The organism is Paracoccus seriniphilus (assembly GCF_028553745.1).
Classification (GTDB): domain Bacteria; phylum Pseudomonadota; class Alphaproteobacteria; order Rhodobacterales; family Rhodobacteraceae; genus Paracoccus; species Paracoccus seriniphilus.
On the sequence record NZ_CP067129.1, the window covers coordinates 1,788,930 to 1,809,146 of the forward strand.

A 20,217-nucleotide genomic window follows, 5' to 3' on the forward strand; every position below is an offset into this window, starting at 1 on the left:
CGTCCCGACAGCACTGCCGCAGGCATTTCCCGAAGCTGCGTGATGCACATTTCTTGTTCCGTCCATCTCAGGATATGTTATGAAAATTACATTGCAAATGTTTTCATAATATCTGCCGAACAGGACATAACCATATGAAAAAAAATGCTTCCAAGGCCGATATCGTTTCCGTTGCCAAGCTTGCCGGGGTTTCTCCGGCGACCGTATCCCGGGCGATAAACCATCCGGAAATGGTCAATCCCAAGACCCGAAAACGAATCGACACGGCGATCCGCAACTCGGGCTACATCAGGAACCGCGCCGCACAGGCCATGCATGGAAAACGCAGCGCCACGATCGGCCTTGTGGTGCCCACCGTCAATTACGCCATCTTCGCCGACGTCGTGCAGTCCTTCAATGACGAGGTCAGCGCACATGGCTTTACCCTGCTGCTTGCATCGCATGGCTATGATCTGTCGCTGGAATACAATGTCATCAGGAAACTGCTGGAACACAGGGTCGATGGCGTGGCCCTGATCGGGCTTGATCACAGCCCGGACAGCCTCTTGCTTCTGAAGAAACAACAGGTGCCGTCACTGGCAATCTGGAATTATTCGCCCAAGTCGGAATTATCCTGCATCGGCGTCGACAATGCCGAGGCCGGTCGTTGCGCGGCCGAACATCTGCTGGTTCTGGGACATCGCCGGGTCGGTCTGGTCTTTCCCCCGACAGCGGAAAATGACCGCGCGCGCACGCGACTGGACGCGGCCCGCAGTACGCTGGCGTCAGCAGGTGTGGAAATTGCCGAGGAATGGTGCGCAGAAACGCTTTACAGCCTGTCGCAATCCAAAAGCGTATGCACCGGGATCCTCGGCCGCGCCAGCCAGCCGACGGCCCTGCTTTGTGGCAATGACATCATCGCACAGGGGGCCGTCTATGCGGCACTCAGACTGGGCATTTCGGTCCCGCGCGACCTGTCGATCATCGGCATCGGCGATTTTCCCGGCTCAGCCGACATGGAGCCGACCTTGACCACCGTCCGCATCCCCGCCAGACGGATCGGAGCGGCAGCGGCACGCCATATGGTCACGGCGATCTCGCATGGGGATCCGCAAGCCGTCACGCGGATGCAGCTGGATGTCGAACTGATGATGCGCGCCACAACCGCGCCGCCAAGACAGCCCTGACGCAGCACTCGCGACCCGTGCATTCGACATCACGGCAGGGCTGCCCGAGGGCGCCGTCCCCGGCTCAATATCCTTTCTGCCGATCCACGCGCCACAGCAGGTCCCTGCCCTGCCGCAGTCTTGTCAGGTTCTGCGCAACATTGGCCGCAGCGGTTCCCGCATCAGTGCGCCCGGCGACATGGGGGGTGATCAGGCAGTTGGGAAAGCCCCAGATTTCGCTGTCCTCGGGCAAGGGTTCCCTGTCGAAGACATCGATGACGGCGACGCCAAGCTGCCCCGTCCGCAGTGCATCCCCCAGATCCCGAAATACGCATTGCGCGCCGCGACCGGCATGCACCAATGCCGCTCCCGGCTTCATCCGGTCAAAGAACGCGCCGGAAAGCAGACCATGCGTTTGCGGGGTCAGCGGCAAAAGGCAGACGACGATATCCGCAGTCGGCAACAGCGAAAGATAGCCCGCCTCTCCGCCTGCACAGGCAATGCCGGGGATGTCACGCCCACTGCGGGACCAGCCTGATACCCGGCACCCCAGCGCGCAAAGCGCCCGTGCGGTCGCCTGACCAATCTCTCCCAGTCCGAGAATCGCGATCTCTGAATTTGCCAAGGACCGTGGGGGATCGGGCTGCCATAGTCTCTGTCCCTGCCGGGTGGCATAGACCGGAAACCTCCGCAGACATGCCAGACAGGCCGCCAGCACATAGTCCACGACATATTGCGTGTTGTTGCCGTCCACCATCTTGATCAGATCGACATGTCCGGGCAGTGTCGAGAACTGATCGACCCCGGCAGACACGGAAAACACGACCCTGAGATTGGGAAACCGCGCCCAGTCATCGACCGGTTGCCAGGTAAAGATGTAGTGGATGTCCCGGGCGTCATACCCCTCGTCCGACCTTACCAGCCGGACCGGAAAATCGCGAAACGCCTTTTCAAAGGCCTCGATCCGTTCAGGGTCTGTCACATTCAGCAAGAGCGCCATGTCAGGCCTTGGCTCCCTGAATGATGTTCTTCATGGGCGTGATCCGCGATCCATCAGAAAAACGGTGCAACCGGAAGGCCGACGGATCGAGACAAGGCGCTTGGCCCGAGATCAGCTCTGCCGCAAGCCGCCCCGCCCCTGTTCCAAGACCGAATCCATGACCCGAGAACCCAGAGCAGACATATAGTCCAGGCAGGCCGTTCCTGACCCCCTCGGTCGCCGAAATCACCGGAATAACATCCGGCAGGACGTCCATGTATCCTGCCCACCGCTGCGCAACTCTGGCATTCTTGAACGGCGCATGGGCGGCTTTCACCGCGGCCAATGCACTGTCCAGAATCCTGTCGTCCGGTTCAGGGTCGAGAATACGCATCCTTTCGAACGGGCTGATATCCGTCGCTTTCCAGCGCCGCGGCGTGCGAAGGGCGTCGAGAAAGGCCGGGCCGATGCCCAGACCTATGCTGCGCCATTCATTTCTCAGCGTCGGCAGGAATCTGGTCAGCAGCCGAAAGCTGTCCGGCGTCAGCTGATAGCGGCCTGGTGTGGCCGAGGCGATCGTATAGCCACCATCGGCACGTTTGCGCATGGCGAAATCGGGATGTTTCAGCGTGCCCTCGGGGCCGTTCGCCAACGGCTCGATGCGCAGGACGCTGCCCTTGGTCTGCAGTTGAGGAAGATCAATGCCCAGGTTTCCCAGGAACAGCCGTGACCAGACCCCGGCGGCCACCAGCGCGGCATCACAGGCAATACGCCCCTTTTCCGTGATCACGGCGCAGACCCTGCCTGCTGCGGTTTCCACGCTGCGAACAGCGCATTCCTGATGAATGCTGCCGCCCTTTTCCTGCACCGCCCGTGCAATGGCCGGGGCCGCCTTCTGCGGCTCGGCACGCCCGTCATGCGGGTTGTGAAGCGCCCCCCTGATATCCGAAGTCAGACCGGGAAATGCCTGCAGAACCTCGTCACGAGTCAGCATGCGCGCGGGAACCTGAAATGATTGCAGGGCATCCACCGCATGACGTTCGGCCTCAAGGGCGGATTCGCTGTTGACCACATAGGTCGAGCCACATTGCCGATAGCCGGTCTGCTGCCCCGTGCGCCGATCCATGTCCTGCCACAGACGCACGGATTCCAGCATCAATGGCATTTCGCGAGGGTCACGATGTGTCAGTCGCACCCAGCCCCAGTTGCGGCTGGATTGCTCGGCCCCAATCCGGCCCTTCTCGCAGATCGCCACGCTCTTGCCCTGTTCGAGCAGTTCCAGCGCCGCGCAAACCCCTGCAATCCCGCCACCGATGATGACGACATCGACCTGCCGTGGAAGCTCGGCATTGCTTTCGACCGGATCAGGTTTCGGTCCCGGCATCTTCGTTCTCCTGTTGCTGTGCAAATCCGGTGCCGGATGTGGCCCTAGGCATAGGGCGGCAATTCAGCCCGCTGTCTTTTCGCACGTATGTTGTCGCGCAGCCGATAGCTGCGCAGTGCAAGTTTCGGAGCAATGCTCATATAGAGGGGTTGCCGGCTCAGGGGCTCGATCCTCAGGTCCAGATCTTTCTCTGCCACGCCCATGGCCCAATCGGACAGGATGCCACCAATCATCGACCCGGTGGGCACGCCGCGTCCCGACAGGCCGGTCATTGCCACCACGCCGGGCGCCAGGGCGTAAAGGCGCGGCACAGTGCGCCGCTGCATGTCCAGATCACCATACCAGAAAAATTCCCAATGCGGCTCTTCGCGCAATTCGGGGTGCAGCCATTTCAGACGTTCAGACAGGATCTTGCGCGTCAGCTCTGGGTCACGCCCGCGCGGGCCCATGGGAAACATCGAGGCGACGATGCGGTTTTCGCGATTGTACTTGTAGACATAGATATCGCCGCGTCCGTCCTGAATGGTCGTGCGCCCCGGCAGGACGACAGCCTGCGAAGCCGCCGAGAAGGGCTGGGTCGCGGCCACGAAGACCCGCATGATCCGAAAGGTCCGGTCCAGCTTTGGCCATCCCGCAACCGTATAGGCCCCGGTCGTGTAGATCACCTTTTCGGCACGCACCGAACCGCGCGGGGTTTTGACCACCCATGCCTGCCCGTCACGATCACAGCCCGTGACTGTCGTGCCGGTGAATATCCGGCCACCCTCTTCCATGACCGCCCGTCCAAGACCGCGCGCATAACCAAGCGCGTTCAGCCCCCCAGCCTCTTCATGCAGCCAGCCGCCGAAAAAGCGCGACGAGCCGGTGACCGCCCGAACCTCGTCACGATCAAGCAGGCGCGTGCGCGCGCCCACGGCGTTATAGCTTTTCATGTGGTTGCGCAGGGTGTCGACATGCGAGGGATACAAGGCCCCCTGAACATAGCCGTTCTGTTCCCATTCACAGTCGATCCCATAGCGCGCGATCATCTCGCCCACCTTGTCATTGGCACGGGTCTGGCGCCGGATCAGGCGTTCCGCCCAGGGCGCCCCCAGATGTGCGCGAAGTTCATCGAGACTGAAATGCGTGAATGTCGGCGTGCAATGGCCCGCGTTGCGTCCGGATCCGCCAAAGCCGATCAATTCGCGTTCCAGCACCGCGACCGAAACGCCCTGCCGGGCCAGTTCCAGCGCCGTGGTCAGGCCCGAATAACCCGCCCCGACAACGCAGACATCGGCCTTGATCTCTTCCTCAAGAGGCCGGGTTTGCGGCGCAGCAGGTGCGGTCGCATACCAAAGCGTATCCGTGAACCTCGAGAATTTCTGCATCAGACCGCCCCCTATTGATGGTCGCTGCGGCTGTCGAACGCATCGCGCAGACCGTCGCCGATGAAATTGAACCCGGCCACGGCAATGGTGATGGTCACCCCGGGCACGATCGCCAACCATGGGGCCGAGGCAAGATATTGCTGCGCCCCATTCAACATGTTGCCCCAGCTGGGCAGCGGCGGCTGGATGCCGTAGCCCAGAAAGGAAATATAGGCTTCCAGCAGGATCGCGCGGGCCACCGTCAGGGTCGCTGCGACGATGATCGGGCCGATGGCATTGGGCAACAGCTCACGAAACATGATCCAGCGATTGGACAGCCCCAGCATATGTGCGGCCTGAACGAAATCCTGGTTGCGCAGCGATTTCACCTCGGCTTCGACGATCCGCGCGACCTCCATCCAGGAGGTGGCCGAAATGATCAGCGCAATCATCACCGGTCCGGGCTGAATGAAGGCCGCCAAAGCCAGAAGCAGAAACACCGAGGGAAAGGATAGAAAGGCGTCCACAATCCGCATCAGCACGGCTGAAACACGCCCCCCGTAATATCCCGAAACCACCCCGACGACAGAGCCGATACTGGTGGCAATCACCATCACCGCAAACCCCACCGCCATGGAAATCTGCCCCGCATGGAACAGCCGCGCGGCAATGTCGCGCCCCAGGGGGTCGGTGCCAAGGATATGCCCGCCCGTTCCCGGCGGCGCAAAGCGCGAAAGCAGGTCTATGTAGAGTTCGTCATAGGGCAGGAGATAGGGGCCGATGAAACAGGCGGCCGTAAGGCTCAGCACCATCAACAGACCGATCAGGGCCAGCCGGTGCCCCAGAAAGCGGCGCAGGGCGCGGGACTTGATGAAGGGCCGTTTGCTGTATGTCACGGTTGTCGTCATGGCGATATGTCCTTCACTCAAGGCGGATGCGCGGATCGATCAGCGCGACGCCAAGATCCGCGATGAGATTGCCGATCAGGACCAGCATGGCCGAGGCCATCAGCAGCCCCATCACCACCGGATAATCCGAATATCCAAGGCTATCGAGGAACAGCCGCCCCATGCCGGGCCAGGTGAACACCGTCTCGGTCACCAATGCACCGCCCAGAACCATCGGCAGTTGCAGACCGGCCAGGGTGATCATCGGAACCAGCGAGTTGCCGACGACATGTTTCAGCAGCACCCGGCGCCGGGTCAGCCCCTTGGCCTTGGCGGTGCGCACGAAATCCTGATTGACCACATTGAGTGTCGAGGTGCGCATGTAGCGGCTCCAGATCGCCACATCGACAAGGGCCAGCACCGACGCGGGCAGGATCAGATGTCGCAGATAGTCGATCACCGATCCATCCCCGACCGTGTACATGTTCCCTGCGGGCAACCATCCAAGGTTGAGCGAAAAGACATAGATCGCAATGAGACCGAACCAGAATGTCGGGATGGACAGCGCCACCATGGCCAGAACCGTCATGCTGTAATCAAAGGCGCTGCCACGTCGCAGGGCGCTGCATATGCCGATGGAACTGCCAAGGGTGACCGACATCACGGTGGCCGAACCCATCAGCAGCAGCGTCGCGAAAAGATGACTGCCGATCACATGCAGGACCGACTGTCCGTCGCGATAGGAGGTTCCCCAGTCGCCGACCACAAGATGCCGCAGCCAGTCGAAATATTGCACCCAAACCGGTCGATCGAGCCCCATCTGAGAGGCGATCTTGTCAATCTGCTCTTGCGTCATGCCCGGACTCAGCGCGAATTGCGACAGCGGGCCGCCGGGGGCAAGGGTCAGCACTGCAAAACCGATGAAGGACACGATCAACAGCAGGATGAGGCTCTGGCCGAGCCGGGACAGAGTATAGCGAAACATGGCGAACGTCCTCTGAATGAGTCGTATTCCGGGCTGGTCGGCCGCATGAAGACAGCCGACGCTGACGCGCAGCAGCGCCGCGCGTCAAAGGCACAAGGAAACTGCCTCAGCTGCGCGCCCAGTCGCGCACATTCCAGGTGTCGATGCGGTTGTTGATATTCGGGACCGGGCCGGTGACATCATCCTTCCAACCCTTGATCAACGCGTATTGGAACATCGGCAGGAAGGGCAGGTCTTCACGGATCACGGCCTGCATCTCCTCATAGATCGCCTTGCGTTCCTCGGGCACAAAATTCCTGGCACCGGTTACCAGCAATTCGTCCACCTTGGGGTTCTGATAGGCGAAGGTGTTCTGCCCCGAGCCACCCAGGGCCGGCGACATGCTGGACAGAAAGTAATCCGACGCATCGGGGTCTGCGCCAGCAAGGACATTCAGGCCGACAACCACCGAGTCGAACTCGGAATTCATCCAATAGTCGCCCCACATGACGGCAGGCGGCAGATTCTTGATCGTCATCTCGACTCCGATCAACGCAAATGTCTGCTGAATGAATTGCTGCGCCTGTTCGCGCAGATGGTTGCCCGCCGTGGTCGAATTGGAAAAGGACAGGCGCACGCCATCCTTTTCGCGAATGCCATCGCTGCCTTTCGCCCAGCCTGCCTCATCCAGCAGCGCGTTGGCCTTTTCGATGCTGAACTCATGCCTGGGCAGCGTCTCATTGTAGTAATAGGACTGGCGCGGCATGTAGGTTTCGGTGGGCGTGGGCACACCATAATACAAAGCGTCGATGATCGAACCCTTGTCGATCGCCATGTAGAGCGCCTGGCGCACGGCCTTGTCCTGGAACTGCGGGCGCGTCATGTTCAGCCCGATGCTTTCGAATGTCGCCGCCCCGACAACCTCGACGACCTTGCCTGGCAGCTTCTCGGCCTCGCCCAGATGGTCGGGCGAGATGTATTGCAGGCCGATCACATCAATGTCGCCGGATTTGAACTGCGTGTACATCACGTTCAGATCGGGCACATACTTGATGATCAGCGTCTTCAGGAACGGCCCGTCCATGTGATAATCGGGATTGGCCTCAAGCTCGATATGATCGCCTGCCATGCGGTTCTTGAACCGGAAGGGGCCGGTGCCGATGGGCGCGGTATTCAGGATCGTGGCGTTCTTGTCCTCGACCCCGTCGAAGGCATGCTTGGGCACCATGTAGGTTGATGCCAGAATTGCCGTCATGGGCGCGAAGGACTCGCTCATGGTCCATGTCAGTTCCGTGTCCGACACCACGGTAATGTCCTTGATGAACCTGTAACCGGTCGAACGGAAGGACCGGAAATCGGGATCCATCGTCAGTTCCAGCGAGAATTTCACATCTTCAGCGGTAAATGGCGTGCCGTCATGCCATGTGACACCTTCCTTCAGCTTCAGCCGCCAGGAAAGACCATCCTCGGAAATGCCGCCATTTGCCACCGAGGGCACCTCGGCAGCAAGGACCGGGAAAAACTCGCCATCGGGATCGAAATCGAACAACGGGTCATAGACGGCGTAATAGACCCCTTCATCGACTTCGATATGCGGCATCAGGGGATTGAACACCGTCGGCTCTTGCGAAAATGCCAGAACCAGCTGACCGCTTGCATCGGCATTGGCCGCAAAGGCGCGATCACGCCCGATCATCATGGGGGTCATGAGACCCGCACCCGCGGCCCCCATCATCATCAAGGCCTGACGGCGATCAAGATGTGCGGATTTTTTGTTCCTGTCAGTCATCTCAGTTTCCCTGTTGTTGCGAGCGAAGGAAATTCCAGAACGGCGCGCGTCATGCGCCGCTCTTCAGGACCCGGCTCGCTCACGTGCCGCGCCCCCTGCGGAAGCATCAGAACCCGCTTATGATCTCGATCTTTGATCCATCCGTGAAACGCGAGAAACGGAAGGCATGCGGATCGACCAATGGGCTGCGCCCGCTGACCAGATCGGCGGCCAGACGTCCCGCGGCAGGACCGATACCGAACCCATGGCCGGAAAAGCCCGTCGCGATATGGAACCCTGGGATATCCTCGATCCCCGAGATCACCGGAACCGCATCCGGTGTCACGTCGATCGCCCCCGCCCATCGCTGCGCGATCTCGGCCTTTTCGAAAACCGGGAAAGCCTTTCGCAGATTGGCAAGAGCTTCGTCCTGCATGGAAAATGACGGTTTCGGATCAAGCACGCGGTTGTACTCGAAAGGACTGGCCTCGGTCAGGGACCATTTGTTGGGAATGCGGGCCTCGTCATAGAAACGCCCGCCGAAACGCAGCAGAAGCGATTTCCACTCGGCGCCAAGCGCGGGAAGAAATTCTCGCATGTAGCGAAAGCTGTCCGGAACGATATCGACGATATTGCGGAATCCATCCGCGATCGTGTAGCCGCCATCCTGGCGTTTGCGGATCGAAAACCCGTCGGACCAGATCGCATGTTCCGGCCCGCCTTCCAGCGGCTTGGTGCGGATGACCGAATTCTTGACCTTCAGCTGAGGCAGACGCAGCCCGGCATTGCGGGCAAAGAGGCTTGACCATGCCCCGCCGGCCAGCAGCACCTGATCACAGGCGATCTCGCCGCGTTCGGTGACCACCCCGCATACGGCCCCTGCCTTGGTCTCGATCCCGCGCACGGCACATTCGGTCAGGATATGCGCACCACGATCCCGCGCGGCCTCCGCAATTGCAGGTGCGGCCTTCTGGGGTTCGGCACGACCGTCGGCCGAGGTGAACAGCGCCCCCTCGATGGGCATCTGCATCCCCGGTGTCATGGCTGCGAATTCTTCGGCCGACAGCATCCTGCTGTCGAACTGATAATCCTTGATATGTTCAAGCCAGCGTTCGTGTTCGGCAAAGGCCTTGGCCGTCCGGCAGACAAAGGCGATCCCGGCCCGCTCATAGCCCAGATCGCGCCCCGTGCGTTCCGCCAGGGTCGGCCAGATGCGCAGGGCCTCGGCCATCAAGGGGATTTCGCGCGGATCGCGGCGCGTGATGCGCACCCAGCCCCAGTTGCGGCTGGATTGCTCATGGGCGATCCCGCCCTTTTCGCAAAGCGCCACTTTCAGCCCCTGGTCGACCAGTTCAAGCGCCGCTGAACATCCGATGATGCCCCCGCCAATGACCACCACGTCAACTTTCCGTGGCAACTCCAGATCACCATGAACAGGCGTCACGAAAGGACCGGGCATCAGAAACTCTCCTCAAGTTGGCAATTCACGCAGAACTCGGCGACGCTGGCCTCATTGGGCAGTTCGATCAGCATCCGGATCACCCGCGCCAGATCGCCGGGCTGGGTCATCGCCTTGCTGGATCGCTCCGTCAGCCCCATGGCCATATCCGTGGCAACGAATCCCGGACAGACCGCCGTCGCACGAATGCCCTGCTCAAAGCCCGTGTGACGCAGGGCATGGGCCAGACCGACCGCCGCAAATTTGGAAATCGCATATGAACCCGACCTGGCCGATTTGACCCGCTTTCCCGACAGCGATCCCAGGATGATCACCCTGCCCCGCCCGGATCGGGCCAGCGCATCCCAGCAGGCCGCCGCAAGCCTGCGTGGCCCCTGGACATTCACCTCCAGAAGCCGGGACATTTCCTCGTCGGTGATCTCTATCGGGGTCTTTGTGGTCGCGATCCCGGCGTTGGCAACCACGGCATCGATCCGCCCCCAGATCCCCATCACTTCGGCGACCCAGTTCCGGGGGCTTTCGGCTTCGAACGCATCATAGGTGAACAGATGCACACGCTCGGGGGCCGCTTCGGCCCATTCCGGCATGACCGGAGTCCGCATTCCCAGTGACACCTGCCAGCCCGCATCAAACAAGGTTCTGGCAGTGGCGGCACCAATGCCGCGGCTGGCACCGGAAACAAGGGCTACTTGAGACTGGGTCATGGGCGTTTCTTTCTCATGTTCAGATAGGCACGCTTGAGCATGCGCATGAATTCCCGCCGGTCGTCCGGAGCGATGAAATCGAAGAACTCCTCTTCCTGCTGGCGAATGATCTGGCGAACTTCCTCGGCAACCCTGTGCCCTTGCGGGGTGATGTAGAGCGCCTGGGCACGCTGGTCCCCGGCGGCCGTTTCCCGCCGGATGTCACCTGCCTTTACAAGGGTATCGATGATCCGGCCCGTTGCGGGACGGTCTCTCATCAGGACTTCGGAAATTTGCGACGGACGAACGCCGGGATAGTCATCGACCAAAAGCAAGGCGGTGATCTTTCCCTTGCCCCTGGCCACGTCAAGATGCGCCATGCGTCGATCCAGATCCCGGGACACGACCGAATCGAGAGATCGGATATACCAGCTGAAGGCACCATCCAGCACATCTATGTGCAGCCCGCCAATCGTGATCGGTGCGTCCATATCCTGATCAGTGGGCCTTTTAGTCATGCCATGGGTCTTCCCTGTCATCCTGTGTTCATGCTTGGGCCAAAATCGGTTTCGCGCAAGAAATAAGTTGTGAAATACAACTATCGGATCTGAAGCGGGCGATGATTGCCCCTCTTTTGGGCATGGCTTTCTCTGTGATCCCACACGCAAGATCCCGGCAGCCCCGATGCCTGCGCCCTTATCGCGCGGCGCGGACCACCTCGCGGTCGTCAAACAAGAAAGAGGGGCATCCGGCGGTCACCCCTCTTGCATCGGCGCGGCAATTCCGCCCATCAGGCGGCATCAATACCGGGAATGGCGGCGACAAGAGAGCGCGTATAGTCATGCTGCGGCCGCTGGAAAATCTGGCTGGGCGGACCGCATTCCACCATCTTGCCGCGATGCATCACGATGATCTCGTCGCAGATCTGGCTGGCAACGCGCAGGTCATGGGTGATGAATACCATGGCCAATTTGCGTTCGCGCCGGATTTGGTCCAGCAATTCAAGAACCTGCGCCTGAATGGAGACATCCAGCGCAGAGACAGCCTCATCTGCGACGATCACCTCGGGGTCGAACATAAGCGCGCGGGCAATGCCGACCCTTTGTCGCTGCCCCCCCGAAAATTCATGCGGATAGCGATCAAAGGCAGAGGCGTCGAGGCCGACAAGCTCCAGAATACCCTCGGCTTTTTTTCGTGCATCCCGATGCGTCAGCAGACGGTGGGCGATCGGTCCCACGGTCAGCGCCTGCCCGATCGTGAAACGGGGATTAAGCGAGGCAAAGGGATCCTGAAAGATCATCTGGATCAGGGGGCGCAGATGGCGGAATTCCTCCTCGGACATGGCCAGCGTGTTTTCCCCCTGAAAGCGGATCTCTCCGCTGTCGGCGGAAATCAGTTTCATCAGCACTTTTCCCATCGAGGATTTCCCCGAGCCGGATTCTCCGACGATGCCGATGGTTTCACCGGCATGCAGGGTAAAGCTGATGTCATTCACAGCATTGACCTCGCGCATTCGCCCCATGAGTCCGCTGCGCGTGCGATAGGTCTTGTGCAGATTGCGGACGTTCAGGACGACGCTGCGCTTCTTGTCGCGCGCGCGATCATCTTCACGCATCTTCGGCACGGCGGCGATCAGTTTTCTTGTGTAGGGATGCCGGGGCGCGGTCAGCACCGAATGGGCATCGCCCTGCTCGACCAATTGGCCCTGTTCCATCACGATCACCCGATCCGCGATTTCGGCCACCACGCCGAAGTCATGGGTGATGAACATGACGCTCATGCCCTTGTGTTTTTGAATGCGGGCAATCAGGTCCAGGATTTGCGCCTGCGTGGTGACATCCAGCGCGGTGGTTGGCTCATCCGCAATCAGGATATCGGGATCAAGCGCCAAGGCCATGGCGATCATGACGCGCTGTCGCTGCCCACCAGACAGGCGAAACGGATATTGATGCTGGATCAGCAGCGGATCGGGCAGACCGACCTCTGTCAGCATCTCGACCACCCGCTCGGCACGGCTGCCCTTGGTGCCGATCCCATGCGTGTCCAGCACTTCGCGAATCTGGTCTCCGACGGTCATCAGGGGGTTCAGGGCAGACAGCGGATCCTGAAAGATGATCGAAACCGCACGTCCGCGCAGTTTGCGCAACTCGGCCTCGGGCAGGTCAAGCAGGGCCTTTCCCTTGAAATCAATCCTGCCACGTTCGACGGTCATCACGTCGGGCAAGAGCCCCATCACCGCATTGGCAGTGACGGATTTCCCCGAGCCGGACTCCCCGATGATGCAAAGGATTTCGCCAGGCATCAGATCGAAACTGATATCCTGCACGGCATAAGGACGGTCATGTTTTCCGGGCAAGGCGACTGTCAGATCGCACACGGAAAGGACGGGGGCCGTCCCCCTGTTGGTATCGGTCATCGGTGTTCTCTTCGTTTATCATTATTATGCCCATCCATAAGAATGCCTGCCCTGAAGAAATCAAAGCATTTGATACCCGCGCCATCGCAACGGGATGACCTGTGCACACTCAGAGAGTCCGGAACCGGGACTGAGTGAAAATCAGGCAAGAATGACAGGAAGGTGGCGCCACGCCTCATGCAGCGCAGCCGCTCACCAATTGTTGAACGAACGCTCAAGTATATTGTTGAGCATTCATTCAAGATTGGCTAGACGCCATTCAGCGGCCTCTTGCAAGTCCGCCCCTCATTTCCCGTGCGTTCTTCACGCCGGGTTCCTTTCGCCCGCCACCCAGCAGGAAAGAACGACCGACATGATGAGCCGTCACCTATTCAGGAATCTTTTGCTGGCCGGCTTGGCCGGTGAAATCGCATTCGAAATCTATGCCTGGCTGATCTCGCCCCTGCTGTTCGGCGTGGCGCTTGCACCGGCGAATCTGGTTGTTGCGCTGATCAGGATCGGATTTGGCATCCCTGTCCCGTATTGGGCCGGATTCATCCTGCATGTCGCGATCGGCACGATCGGATTTTCGGGCTTCCTGTGGATGACCCATCTGATCCTGAAACGAAACCTGGTTCTTGCGGGCGCAATTGCCGGTCTGATCCTGTGGTTCGTTGCACAGGGTCTTCTGGCGCCACTGGTCGGACGCAGCTTCATGATGGGTTTCGGCGCTTACACGCAGTCTTCCCTTGTCGGCCATATCGGCATGGCGATGCTGATGGGATATGTCATGGCGTCGCTGCAGGCCAGACAATCGCGCAACGGGCCCAACTGACAGGCCCGTCGCAATCTGCACCATGCTCTGCCGGTCGCTATATCAACGCCGGAAGACCGTAGATGATGCCAAGTCCAAGGATGAGGGCGAGCGCCGATTTCCACAGGCTTTGCACCGAGATCAGCCCATAGGCGATGATCAGGCATCCTCCACCCACCAGCAAGGCTGCAATCACCGCGGGCACTGGCGCATCGGCCAGACGGATCAGATCGGGCTGTGCCACCATGCCAATCGGGATGAGATACAGCCCCACGCCCAGCGCCATGGCGGTTGCGGCGACGCGCAGCCAGTTTTCCTGGGCCATCCCCGCCGCGATGAAGACCGCCCCGCAAACCGGCGGAGTGATCGTCGACAACAGTGCGAACCAGAAGACGAACAGATGGGCCTGCAAGGGTTCCAGCCCCAACGATGTCAGCGCCGGTCCTGCAACCGAGATGCAGATCACATAGGCTGCAGTTGTCGGCACCTCCATGCCCAGCACCAGACAGGCCAGCGCGGTCAGGATCAGCGTCGGCCAGATCTGACCGTTCGACGCGGAAAGAATCAGCGAGGTGATCTTCACGCCAAGCCCGGTCATCGCCAGGACGCCTACAATGATCGACGCGCACAGAATGATCGAGGCGATCATGGCAACCTGCCGCGCGGCCCCGATCAGCGCGGTCTCGGCCCGCGTCAGGGCCCGCGCCAGGTCCATGCGCATGTCCGCCCCGAACAGCAACAGCAGCGATCCGGAAATAATGGCCAGGGCCGCCGAATACTGCGGCGTATAGCCGATCCAGAACATGCCACCCAACAAGACAGCGAAAGGCACCGCGAAAAAGGCGGATGTGATCGCCACTTCCTGCAGGGACGGGCGCTGATCGGCCGGCAAGGCCCCCAGATTGAATCGACGGGCATAGGCATCGATCCCGAACCAGACCACGACGAAATAGAGCAGCGCCGGCAGCAAGGCTGCAAAGATGATCTGTGTATAGGGCGTGCCGGTCAGCTCGACCATGACGAAGGCTCCTGCCCCCATCAGCGGCGGCATGATCTGGCCACCGGATGAGGCAACCGCCTCGACTGCCGCCGCAATGCGCCGCGGATAGCCCAGGCGGATCATCGCCGGAATGGTCACGGCCCCTGTCGAGGCGACATTTGCCGAAGCCGAGCCCGAGATCGAACCGAAGAGTGCCGAGGCAACGACCGAGACCTTCCCGGCCCCGCCCCGCAGCCGACCGGCGGCAGCGGCAGACAGGTTCATGAAGCCCTGCCCCGCCTCACCGGCATTCAGCACCGCGCCGAAGATGACGAAGATGGCGACAACGCCGACTGACACCCCCGCCAGTTGGCCGAATATTCCACCCTCGGCCAGAGTCAGCGTGCCCATCAGGCTTGCGGCGGGCAGGACGGCATGGCCGAATTCTCCGGGCACATATTGACCGAACCCCGCATAGAGCAATCCGATGGCGGCTATCAGTGGCAAGGGCCAGCCGATCGCCCGGCGTGCAGCCTCAAGAACTGACAGAAGCAGCACCGCCCCGACAACATATTGGAACCACGTTTCGACAAAGCCGTATTGATCGGCCAGTCGGTCCGCGTTCAGCGCGATCCATATCGCGGCCGCAATGCCCGCCGCGCCCAACAGCATTCCAAACAGCCCTGCAACCCGCCCGCGCGGCGTGGCAAAAAAGAACACCCAGGGCAGGATCAGCGCCAGATGCAGTGGACGCGCAACCAGATTCGGCACGATCCCCGAAAAGACCAGCCCCAGATGGAAGCCGACCAAAAGGATCGCGGCGGCCAGCATTGCCAGCCGCCGCGTTCTGGACATCGAAGTCATCGTCATTGAGGCGTCGCCACTCCGATCTCTTCATAATAACGTGCCGCACCCGGATGCAGCGCCCCGATTCCGGCCACCTGATCGGTATTCACACCTGCCCACCAGGGCGCAGTCTCGGCCATCCTGTCGCGTTGCGACCAGAATGCCTTGGTCAGTTCATAGGCGGTGTCATCATCCATTTCGGTCGAGGCAAAGGCCACAACCGTCAGACCCGTGGTGGTGATGTCGCCCGCCTGCCCCGGATAGACATCGGCGGGGATGACCACCTTGTCCCGTCCCGTCTGGGCGATCTGTTCATCACTCAACGAAAGGACACGCACACCTTCGCTGGCAGCCGCCTCGACGACATTGGGTGCAGGATAGCTGCCCGCCGTGACAAAGCCGTCAATCTGCCCGTTCGTCAACGCGTCACCGGCATTCGACAGTTCGGCATCTGCAACCGTGATCTTGTCGGTCAGTCCGAACAGATCCAGATATTTCGCGCCTTCGGTTGCCCCGAAACTGCCCTTGCCCAAAAGGATCTTCTTGCCCTCCAGTGCGTCCAGAGTCGTCGTCCCCTCATTCCCCGCCAGCACGAAATGCATGGTCAACGAAGGGATCGGGAACAAGGCACGGATGTTCTCGAACTTCGGATTGCCCTTGCCCTCGAAAGGCCCCGTCCCGGCCTGTGCGGCCCCCACCAGTGAAGGAGGTCCGGTAAAGACATAGTCGCCTCCGCGTCCGCGCACCTCCATCACGTTCTGAACCGACCCCTGGCTTTCCTCGACCGTCATGGTGATATCGCCATCCGTCGCGGCCTTGACCGCCTCGGACAGTTCTACACCCATCTGGTAATAGGATGTGCCGGTCTTTGCCGATTTATAGGTCAGCCGCGTCTCTGCCCCGGCCACCCCGGCCGCCAGGATCATCGCGCCGACCAGCCCAGCGCAGTGCCAATGTTTCATCTTTCGTCCCTCCTGATCGATCGCGTCACGTCCATGGGCGGGACGCGCAAACTGTCTGCCATCTAGTCTCATGTTCCGCGTTCCGCGGGCAACCGGCTTTTGCCGGAGAGACGGCGCGCGGGGAAGGAAATTGTCCCTAGACGCCCGCGCTGCTTTCGCCATGATGCAATCCAAACCGCGAGAGAGGGAGGCTCTGGTGGAGGAGGCAGACATCCGCCAAGACGGTCACCTGACCGAGGCGCTGGCCCAGGCCAGTATTCTGGTCGTGGATGATGAACCGGGAATGCGCAACTTTCTGGTCAAGACTCTGGCGCCCCATTGCAGGACCGTCGTGGAAGCCGCCAATACCGACGAGGCGGCGGCGCAGCTGTCCGCACGGCATTTCGACATCATGTTGCTGGACAATGTGATGCCGGGGCGCAAGGGCCTGGACTGGCTGGCCGAACAGAACACCAAGGGCGGCGTCACCGATGTGATCATGGTGACCGCCTATGCCGATCTGGAAACCGCCATTGCCGCCATGCGGGCCGGCGCGTCGGATTTCCTTCTCAAGCCCTTTCGCAGCAATCAACTGCTGAACGCCCTGCGCCGCTGCCAGCAGACAGCCATGCTGCGCCGGGAAAACCGCCTGTTGCGCCACGAACTGGACCAGTCCGATCTGGGACGGCGCCAGCGGAACAGGCTGTTGGGAACATCCCCCGAGATCAGCGCCATCCGGGACACGCTGGACCGGGTCAAGGATGTCGATACGCCATTGCTGATCACCGGGCCTTCCGGCTCGGGCAAAGAGGTTGCCGCGCGGCATCTGCACGCTGCCTCGGCACGGGCACGCCATCCATTCGTACCGATCAACTGCGCAACCATCCCCAGTGACATGATCGAGGTCGAACTCTACGGCCATGCCGCGGGCATCCACCCCGGCGCGACCACCGCGCGCGAAGGTCTGCTGGTCTCGGCCCAGGGGGGTACTGTCTTCATCGACGAGGTCGCGGAACTGGACGCGCCTGCGCAATCGGCCCTGTTGCGGGTTCTGGAGGATGGGCTGGTACGACCAGTGGGCACCGAGCGCAGCCTGCAACTGGACGCGCGTTTCATTCTGGCCACATCGAAATCACTCGAACAGGAGGTCGCCGAGGGCCGTTTTCGTGCTGATCTGTTCTTTCGCATAGATGTCCTGAACATCCAGATGCCACCACTGGCGCATCGCGGCACCGATGTGCTGGAACTGGCCGAGATGTATCTGAACGACCTGTCGCAGCGCCTTGGCCTGACGCGACTGGAGATCGACCCGCCGGTGCGGGCCGCGATGCTGCGCCACGACTGGCCCGGCAATATCCGCGAACTGCGCAATTTCATCGAGCGCTCGCTGATCTTCGGGCATTTCCCCCTCGAGACACTTGGCGGCAAATCTGCCAGCGCCGCACCCATCGAACCCCTTGACCAGATGGAACGCCGCCAGATCCTGCGCGCCCTGGAAGCCGTGGGCGGCAACCGGACCGAGGCCGCGCGCCGGCTTGGGGTCTCGCGCAAGACCATTGACCGCAAATGCGCGGCGTGGGGCCTTTGATCCATGACGCGCGTACCGCGTTTCCTGCAGTCGGTCCGGATGCGGCTTCTGGTCATCGCGCTATTGCCGATGCTGGTACTCTTGCCCCTGATGCTGGGCAGCACCATGTGGCGATGGTCGGGCAAGGTCGACGACATCCTGATCACCAAGGTGAATGGCGATCTGACCATTGCCGATCAATATCTGGCGCGGCTGATGGAACTGTCGGGCGAACGGCTGGATGCCATCGCCCGCTCGGTCACGCTGCGCGACGCGCTGGATCAGCAGGATGCACTGGCGGGGCTGCTGGAAGAGCGGCGAGATGCGTTGCAACTGGATTTCCTCTATCTGACAACCGGTGATCACGGCCCCGGCGGCTTTGAACCGGTCAGATGGCCGGTGGTGCAATCCGCCCTGAGCGGTGCAACCGAAAGCGCCATCGACATTCTGTCGGCACCGGAAATGGACCAGCTTGTGCCGGGACTGTCAGATCGCGCGGCGACGCATCTGGTGCCGACGGTCGCGGCCACACCAACCGATCGCGAGGTCGAGGATCGGGGCATGATCATCCATTCCGCCGCCCCGGTCCTTTTGCCCGACGGACGTCGAGCGGCACTGGTGGGGGGACGACTGCTGAACGGCAATCTGGATTTCATCGATACGATCAATGCGCTGGTCTATCGCGAGCAAAGCCTGCCCGAGGGCAGCAAGGGTACCGCAACGCTGTTCCTTGAAGATGTGCGCATCTCGACCAATGTGCGGCTGTTCGAAAATGTCCGCGCTCTGGGCACACGGGTCTCGGCTGCGGTGCGCGCGCGGGTGCTGGACCAGGGGCGAACCTGGCTTGACCGGGCCTTTGTGGTGAATGACTGGTATATCTCGGCCTATGAACCCATTGTCGACAGCTTTGGCAATCGGGTCGGCATGCTGTACGTCGGCTTTCTGGAAACCCCTTTCCGGCAGGCCAAGATAATGTCGGTGCTGACGATCACGCTGGTCTTCCTGCTGATCGCGGCTGCCTCGGTGCCGATCTTCCTCAGATGGGCCGGGCGGATCTTTCTGCCGCTGGAACGCATGACCCAGACCATCGCAAGGGTCGAAGCCGGGGACTGGCAGGCCCGCAACGGCGATACTGGCGATGCCGGGGAAATCGCGCAGGTGGCCAGCCATCTGGACGACCTGCTTGACCAGATACAGGAGCGTGACCGCCAGTTGCGCGACTGGGCCAACAGCCTTGAACAAAAGGTCGAGGAACGAACCGCCGATCTGCGTATCGCCAATCGCAAGCTTGAGAAAACGACCGAGCGCCTGATCATGTCGGAAAAGCTGGCGGCCGTCGGGGAAATCACCGCCTCGGTCGCGCATGAGATCAACAATCCGATTGCAGTGATTCAGGGCAACCTTGAGGTCGCGCGCAGCCTCCTGGGCGAAAATGCCAGCACTGTGGACACCGAATTCCGGCTGATCGACGATCAGGTCTATCGCATCGGATCCATCGTATCGAAGCTGCTGCAATTCGCACGCCCCAACGAATATTCCGGTGCTGCCAATGTCATTTCACCCGCCGAGGTGGTGCGTGACTGCCTGCTCTTGACCCGTCACCAGACCGAAGCCAACGGCATCGAGGCACAGACGGATTTCAGCTCGGCGCGAAAGGTGCTGATGGCGCGCACCGAATTGCAGCAGGTGATCGTCAACCTGATCCTGAACGCGGTCCATGCCATGCCCGAGGGTGGCCAGCTGCAGCTTGTGGTGCAGAATGCGCCGCAAGGCGTGGAAATCATCGTCGAGGACAATGGGACAGGCATTCCCCCCGACACGCTGCGTCGGATCTTTGATCCCTTCTTCACCACCAAACATGCCGTGGGCACCGGTCTGGGGTTGTCGATCAGCCAGACATTGGTGAGTCGCGCCGGTGGGCGTATTACCGTGACGTCGGAACCCGGACAGGGCAGCCGCTTCGTGATTTTCCTGCCCGCAACCGATTTGAATTGAAACGGACAGAATGTCCCGCTTTGCCAGCCCCCTTGCCCGCCGCGAGGACAAAATGTCCCGAACCA

General features: G+C 61.0%; 16 protein-coding genes. 4 read left to right on the top strand and 12 right to left on the bottom strand.

Annotated elements, in window-relative coordinates; translation table 11 throughout:
* Positions 1–134: 134 nt before the first annotated feature.
* Entirely contained in the window at positions 135–1,166 is a 1,032-nt protein-coding gene (locus JHW44_RS08735) for a LacI family DNA-binding transcriptional regulator (protein ID WP_089343335.1), read from the top strand.
* Positions 1,167–1,230: 64 nt separating this feature from the next.
* On the opposite strand, the gene JHW44_RS08740 is transcribed toward JHW44_RS08735, so the two are convergent.
* The 10 genes from JHW44_RS08740 to JHW44_RS08785 all read right to left on the bottom strand — a co-directional run bounded on the left by JHW44_RS08740 (position 1,231) and on the right by JHW44_RS08785 (position 13,031).
* Positions 1,231–2,145, bottom strand: a complete 915-nt coding sequence (locus JHW44_RS08740; RefSeq protein ID WP_089343334.1) for a 2-hydroxyacid dehydrogenase — start codon at positions 2,143–2,145, stop codon at positions 1,231–1,233.
* 1 nt (position 2,146) lies between these two features.
* Positions 2,147–3,508, bottom strand: coding sequence for an NAD(P)/FAD-dependent oxidoreductase (locus tag JHW44_RS08745; protein WP_089343333.1), 1,362 nt, complete (start codon positions 3,506–3,508; stop codon positions 2,147–2,149).
* A gap of 44 nt (positions 3,509–3,552) precedes the next feature.
* Positions 3,553–4,875 (bottom strand): NAD(P)/FAD-dependent oxidoreductase, encoded by a 1,323-nt coding sequence (locus JHW44_RS08750; RefSeq protein WP_089343332.1) that lies wholly within the window; start codon positions 4,873–4,875, stop codon positions 3,553–3,555.
* Positions 4,876–4,886: 11 nt separating this feature from the next.
* Positions 4,887–5,762, bottom strand: a complete 876-nt coding sequence (locus JHW44_RS08755; protein ID WP_089343331.1) for an ABC transporter permease — start codon at positions 5,760–5,762, stop codon at positions 4,887–4,889.
* Positions 5,763–5,775: 13 nt separating this feature from the next.
* Positions 5,776–6,726, bottom strand: coding sequence for an ABC transporter permease (locus JHW44_RS08760; RefSeq protein ID WP_089343330.1), 951 nt, complete (start codon positions 6,724–6,726; stop codon positions 5,776–5,778).
* A 106-nt stretch (positions 6,727–6,832) separates the two neighbouring features.
* Positions 6,833–8,494 (bottom strand): peptide ABC transporter substrate-binding protein, encoded by a 1,662-nt coding sequence (locus JHW44_RS08765; protein ID WP_089343329.1) that lies wholly within the window; start codon positions 8,492–8,494, stop codon positions 6,833–6,835.
* A gap of 106 nt (positions 8,495–8,600) precedes the next feature.
* Complete coding sequence (locus JHW44_RS08770; protein WP_089343328.1) at positions 8,601–9,932, bottom strand: NAD(P)/FAD-dependent oxidoreductase; 1,332 nt, start codon at positions 9,930–9,932, stop codon at positions 8,601–8,603.
* The gene (locus JHW44_RS08775) at positions 9,932–10,636 is read right to left on the bottom strand and encodes an SDR family NAD(P)-dependent oxidoreductase (protein WP_089343327.1); all 705 of its coding nucleotides are present in this window, start codon (positions 10,634–10,636) and stop codon (positions 9,932–9,934) included. The genes JHW44_RS08770 and JHW44_RS08775 overlap by 1 nt, the downstream gene beginning before the upstream one ends.
* Complete coding sequence (locus tag JHW44_RS08780; protein WP_218822543.1) at positions 10,633–11,133, bottom strand: MarR family winged helix-turn-helix transcriptional regulator; 501 nt, start codon at positions 11,131–11,133, stop codon at positions 10,633–10,635. Before JHW44_RS08780 ends, JHW44_RS08775 begins: the two co-directional genes overlap by 4 nt.
* A gap of 272 nt (positions 11,134–11,405) precedes the next feature.
* Positions 11,406–13,031, bottom strand: coding sequence for an ABC transporter ATP-binding protein (locus JHW44_RS08785; RefSeq protein ID WP_089343325.1), 1,626 nt, complete (start codon positions 13,029–13,031; stop codon positions 11,406–11,408).
* A gap of 352 nt (positions 13,032–13,383) precedes the next feature.
* On the opposite strand from JHW44_RS08785, the gene JHW44_RS08790 reads away from it, so the two are divergent.
* The gene (locus tag JHW44_RS08790; protein ID WP_089343324.1) at positions 13,384–13,845 is read left to right on the top strand and encodes a hypothetical protein; all 462 of its coding nucleotides are present in this window, start codon (positions 13,384–13,386) and stop codon (positions 13,843–13,845) included.
* Positions 13,846–13,882: 37 nt separating this feature from the next.
* Here the strand turns inward: JHW44_RS08790 and JHW44_RS08795 are convergent, their stop codons facing one another.
* Together JHW44_RS08795 and JHW44_RS08800 are read right to left on the bottom strand one after the other, a co-directional pair.
* Positions 13,883–15,673, bottom strand: a complete 1,791-nt coding sequence (locus JHW44_RS08795) for a TRAP transporter permease (protein ID WP_336385699.1) — start codon at positions 15,671–15,673, stop codon at positions 13,883–13,885.
* On the bottom strand, positions 15,670–16,611 hold the full coding sequence (locus tag JHW44_RS08800; protein WP_089343323.1) for a TAXI family TRAP transporter solute-binding subunit: 942 nt from the start codon (positions 16,609–16,611) through the stop codon (positions 15,670–15,672). The genes JHW44_RS08795 and JHW44_RS08800 overlap by 4 nt, the downstream gene beginning before the upstream one ends.
* A gap of 196 nt (positions 16,612–16,807) precedes the next feature.
* Here JHW44_RS08800 and JHW44_RS08805 point away from each other — a divergent pair, with 196 nt between their 5' ends.
* Entirely contained in the window at positions 16,808–18,178 is a 1,371-nt protein-coding gene (locus JHW44_RS08805; RefSeq protein ID WP_336385700.1) for a sigma-54-dependent transcriptional regulator, read from the top strand.
* 3 nt (positions 18,179–18,181) lie between these two features.
* Positions 18,182–20,152 carry a sensor histidine kinase gene (locus tag JHW44_RS08810; RefSeq protein ID WP_089343322.1) on the top strand — a complete coding sequence of 657 codons (1,971 nt, stop codon included), beginning with the start codon at positions 18,182–18,184 and terminating at the stop codon, positions 20,150–20,152.
* Positions 20,153–20,217 lie beyond the last annotated feature (65 nt).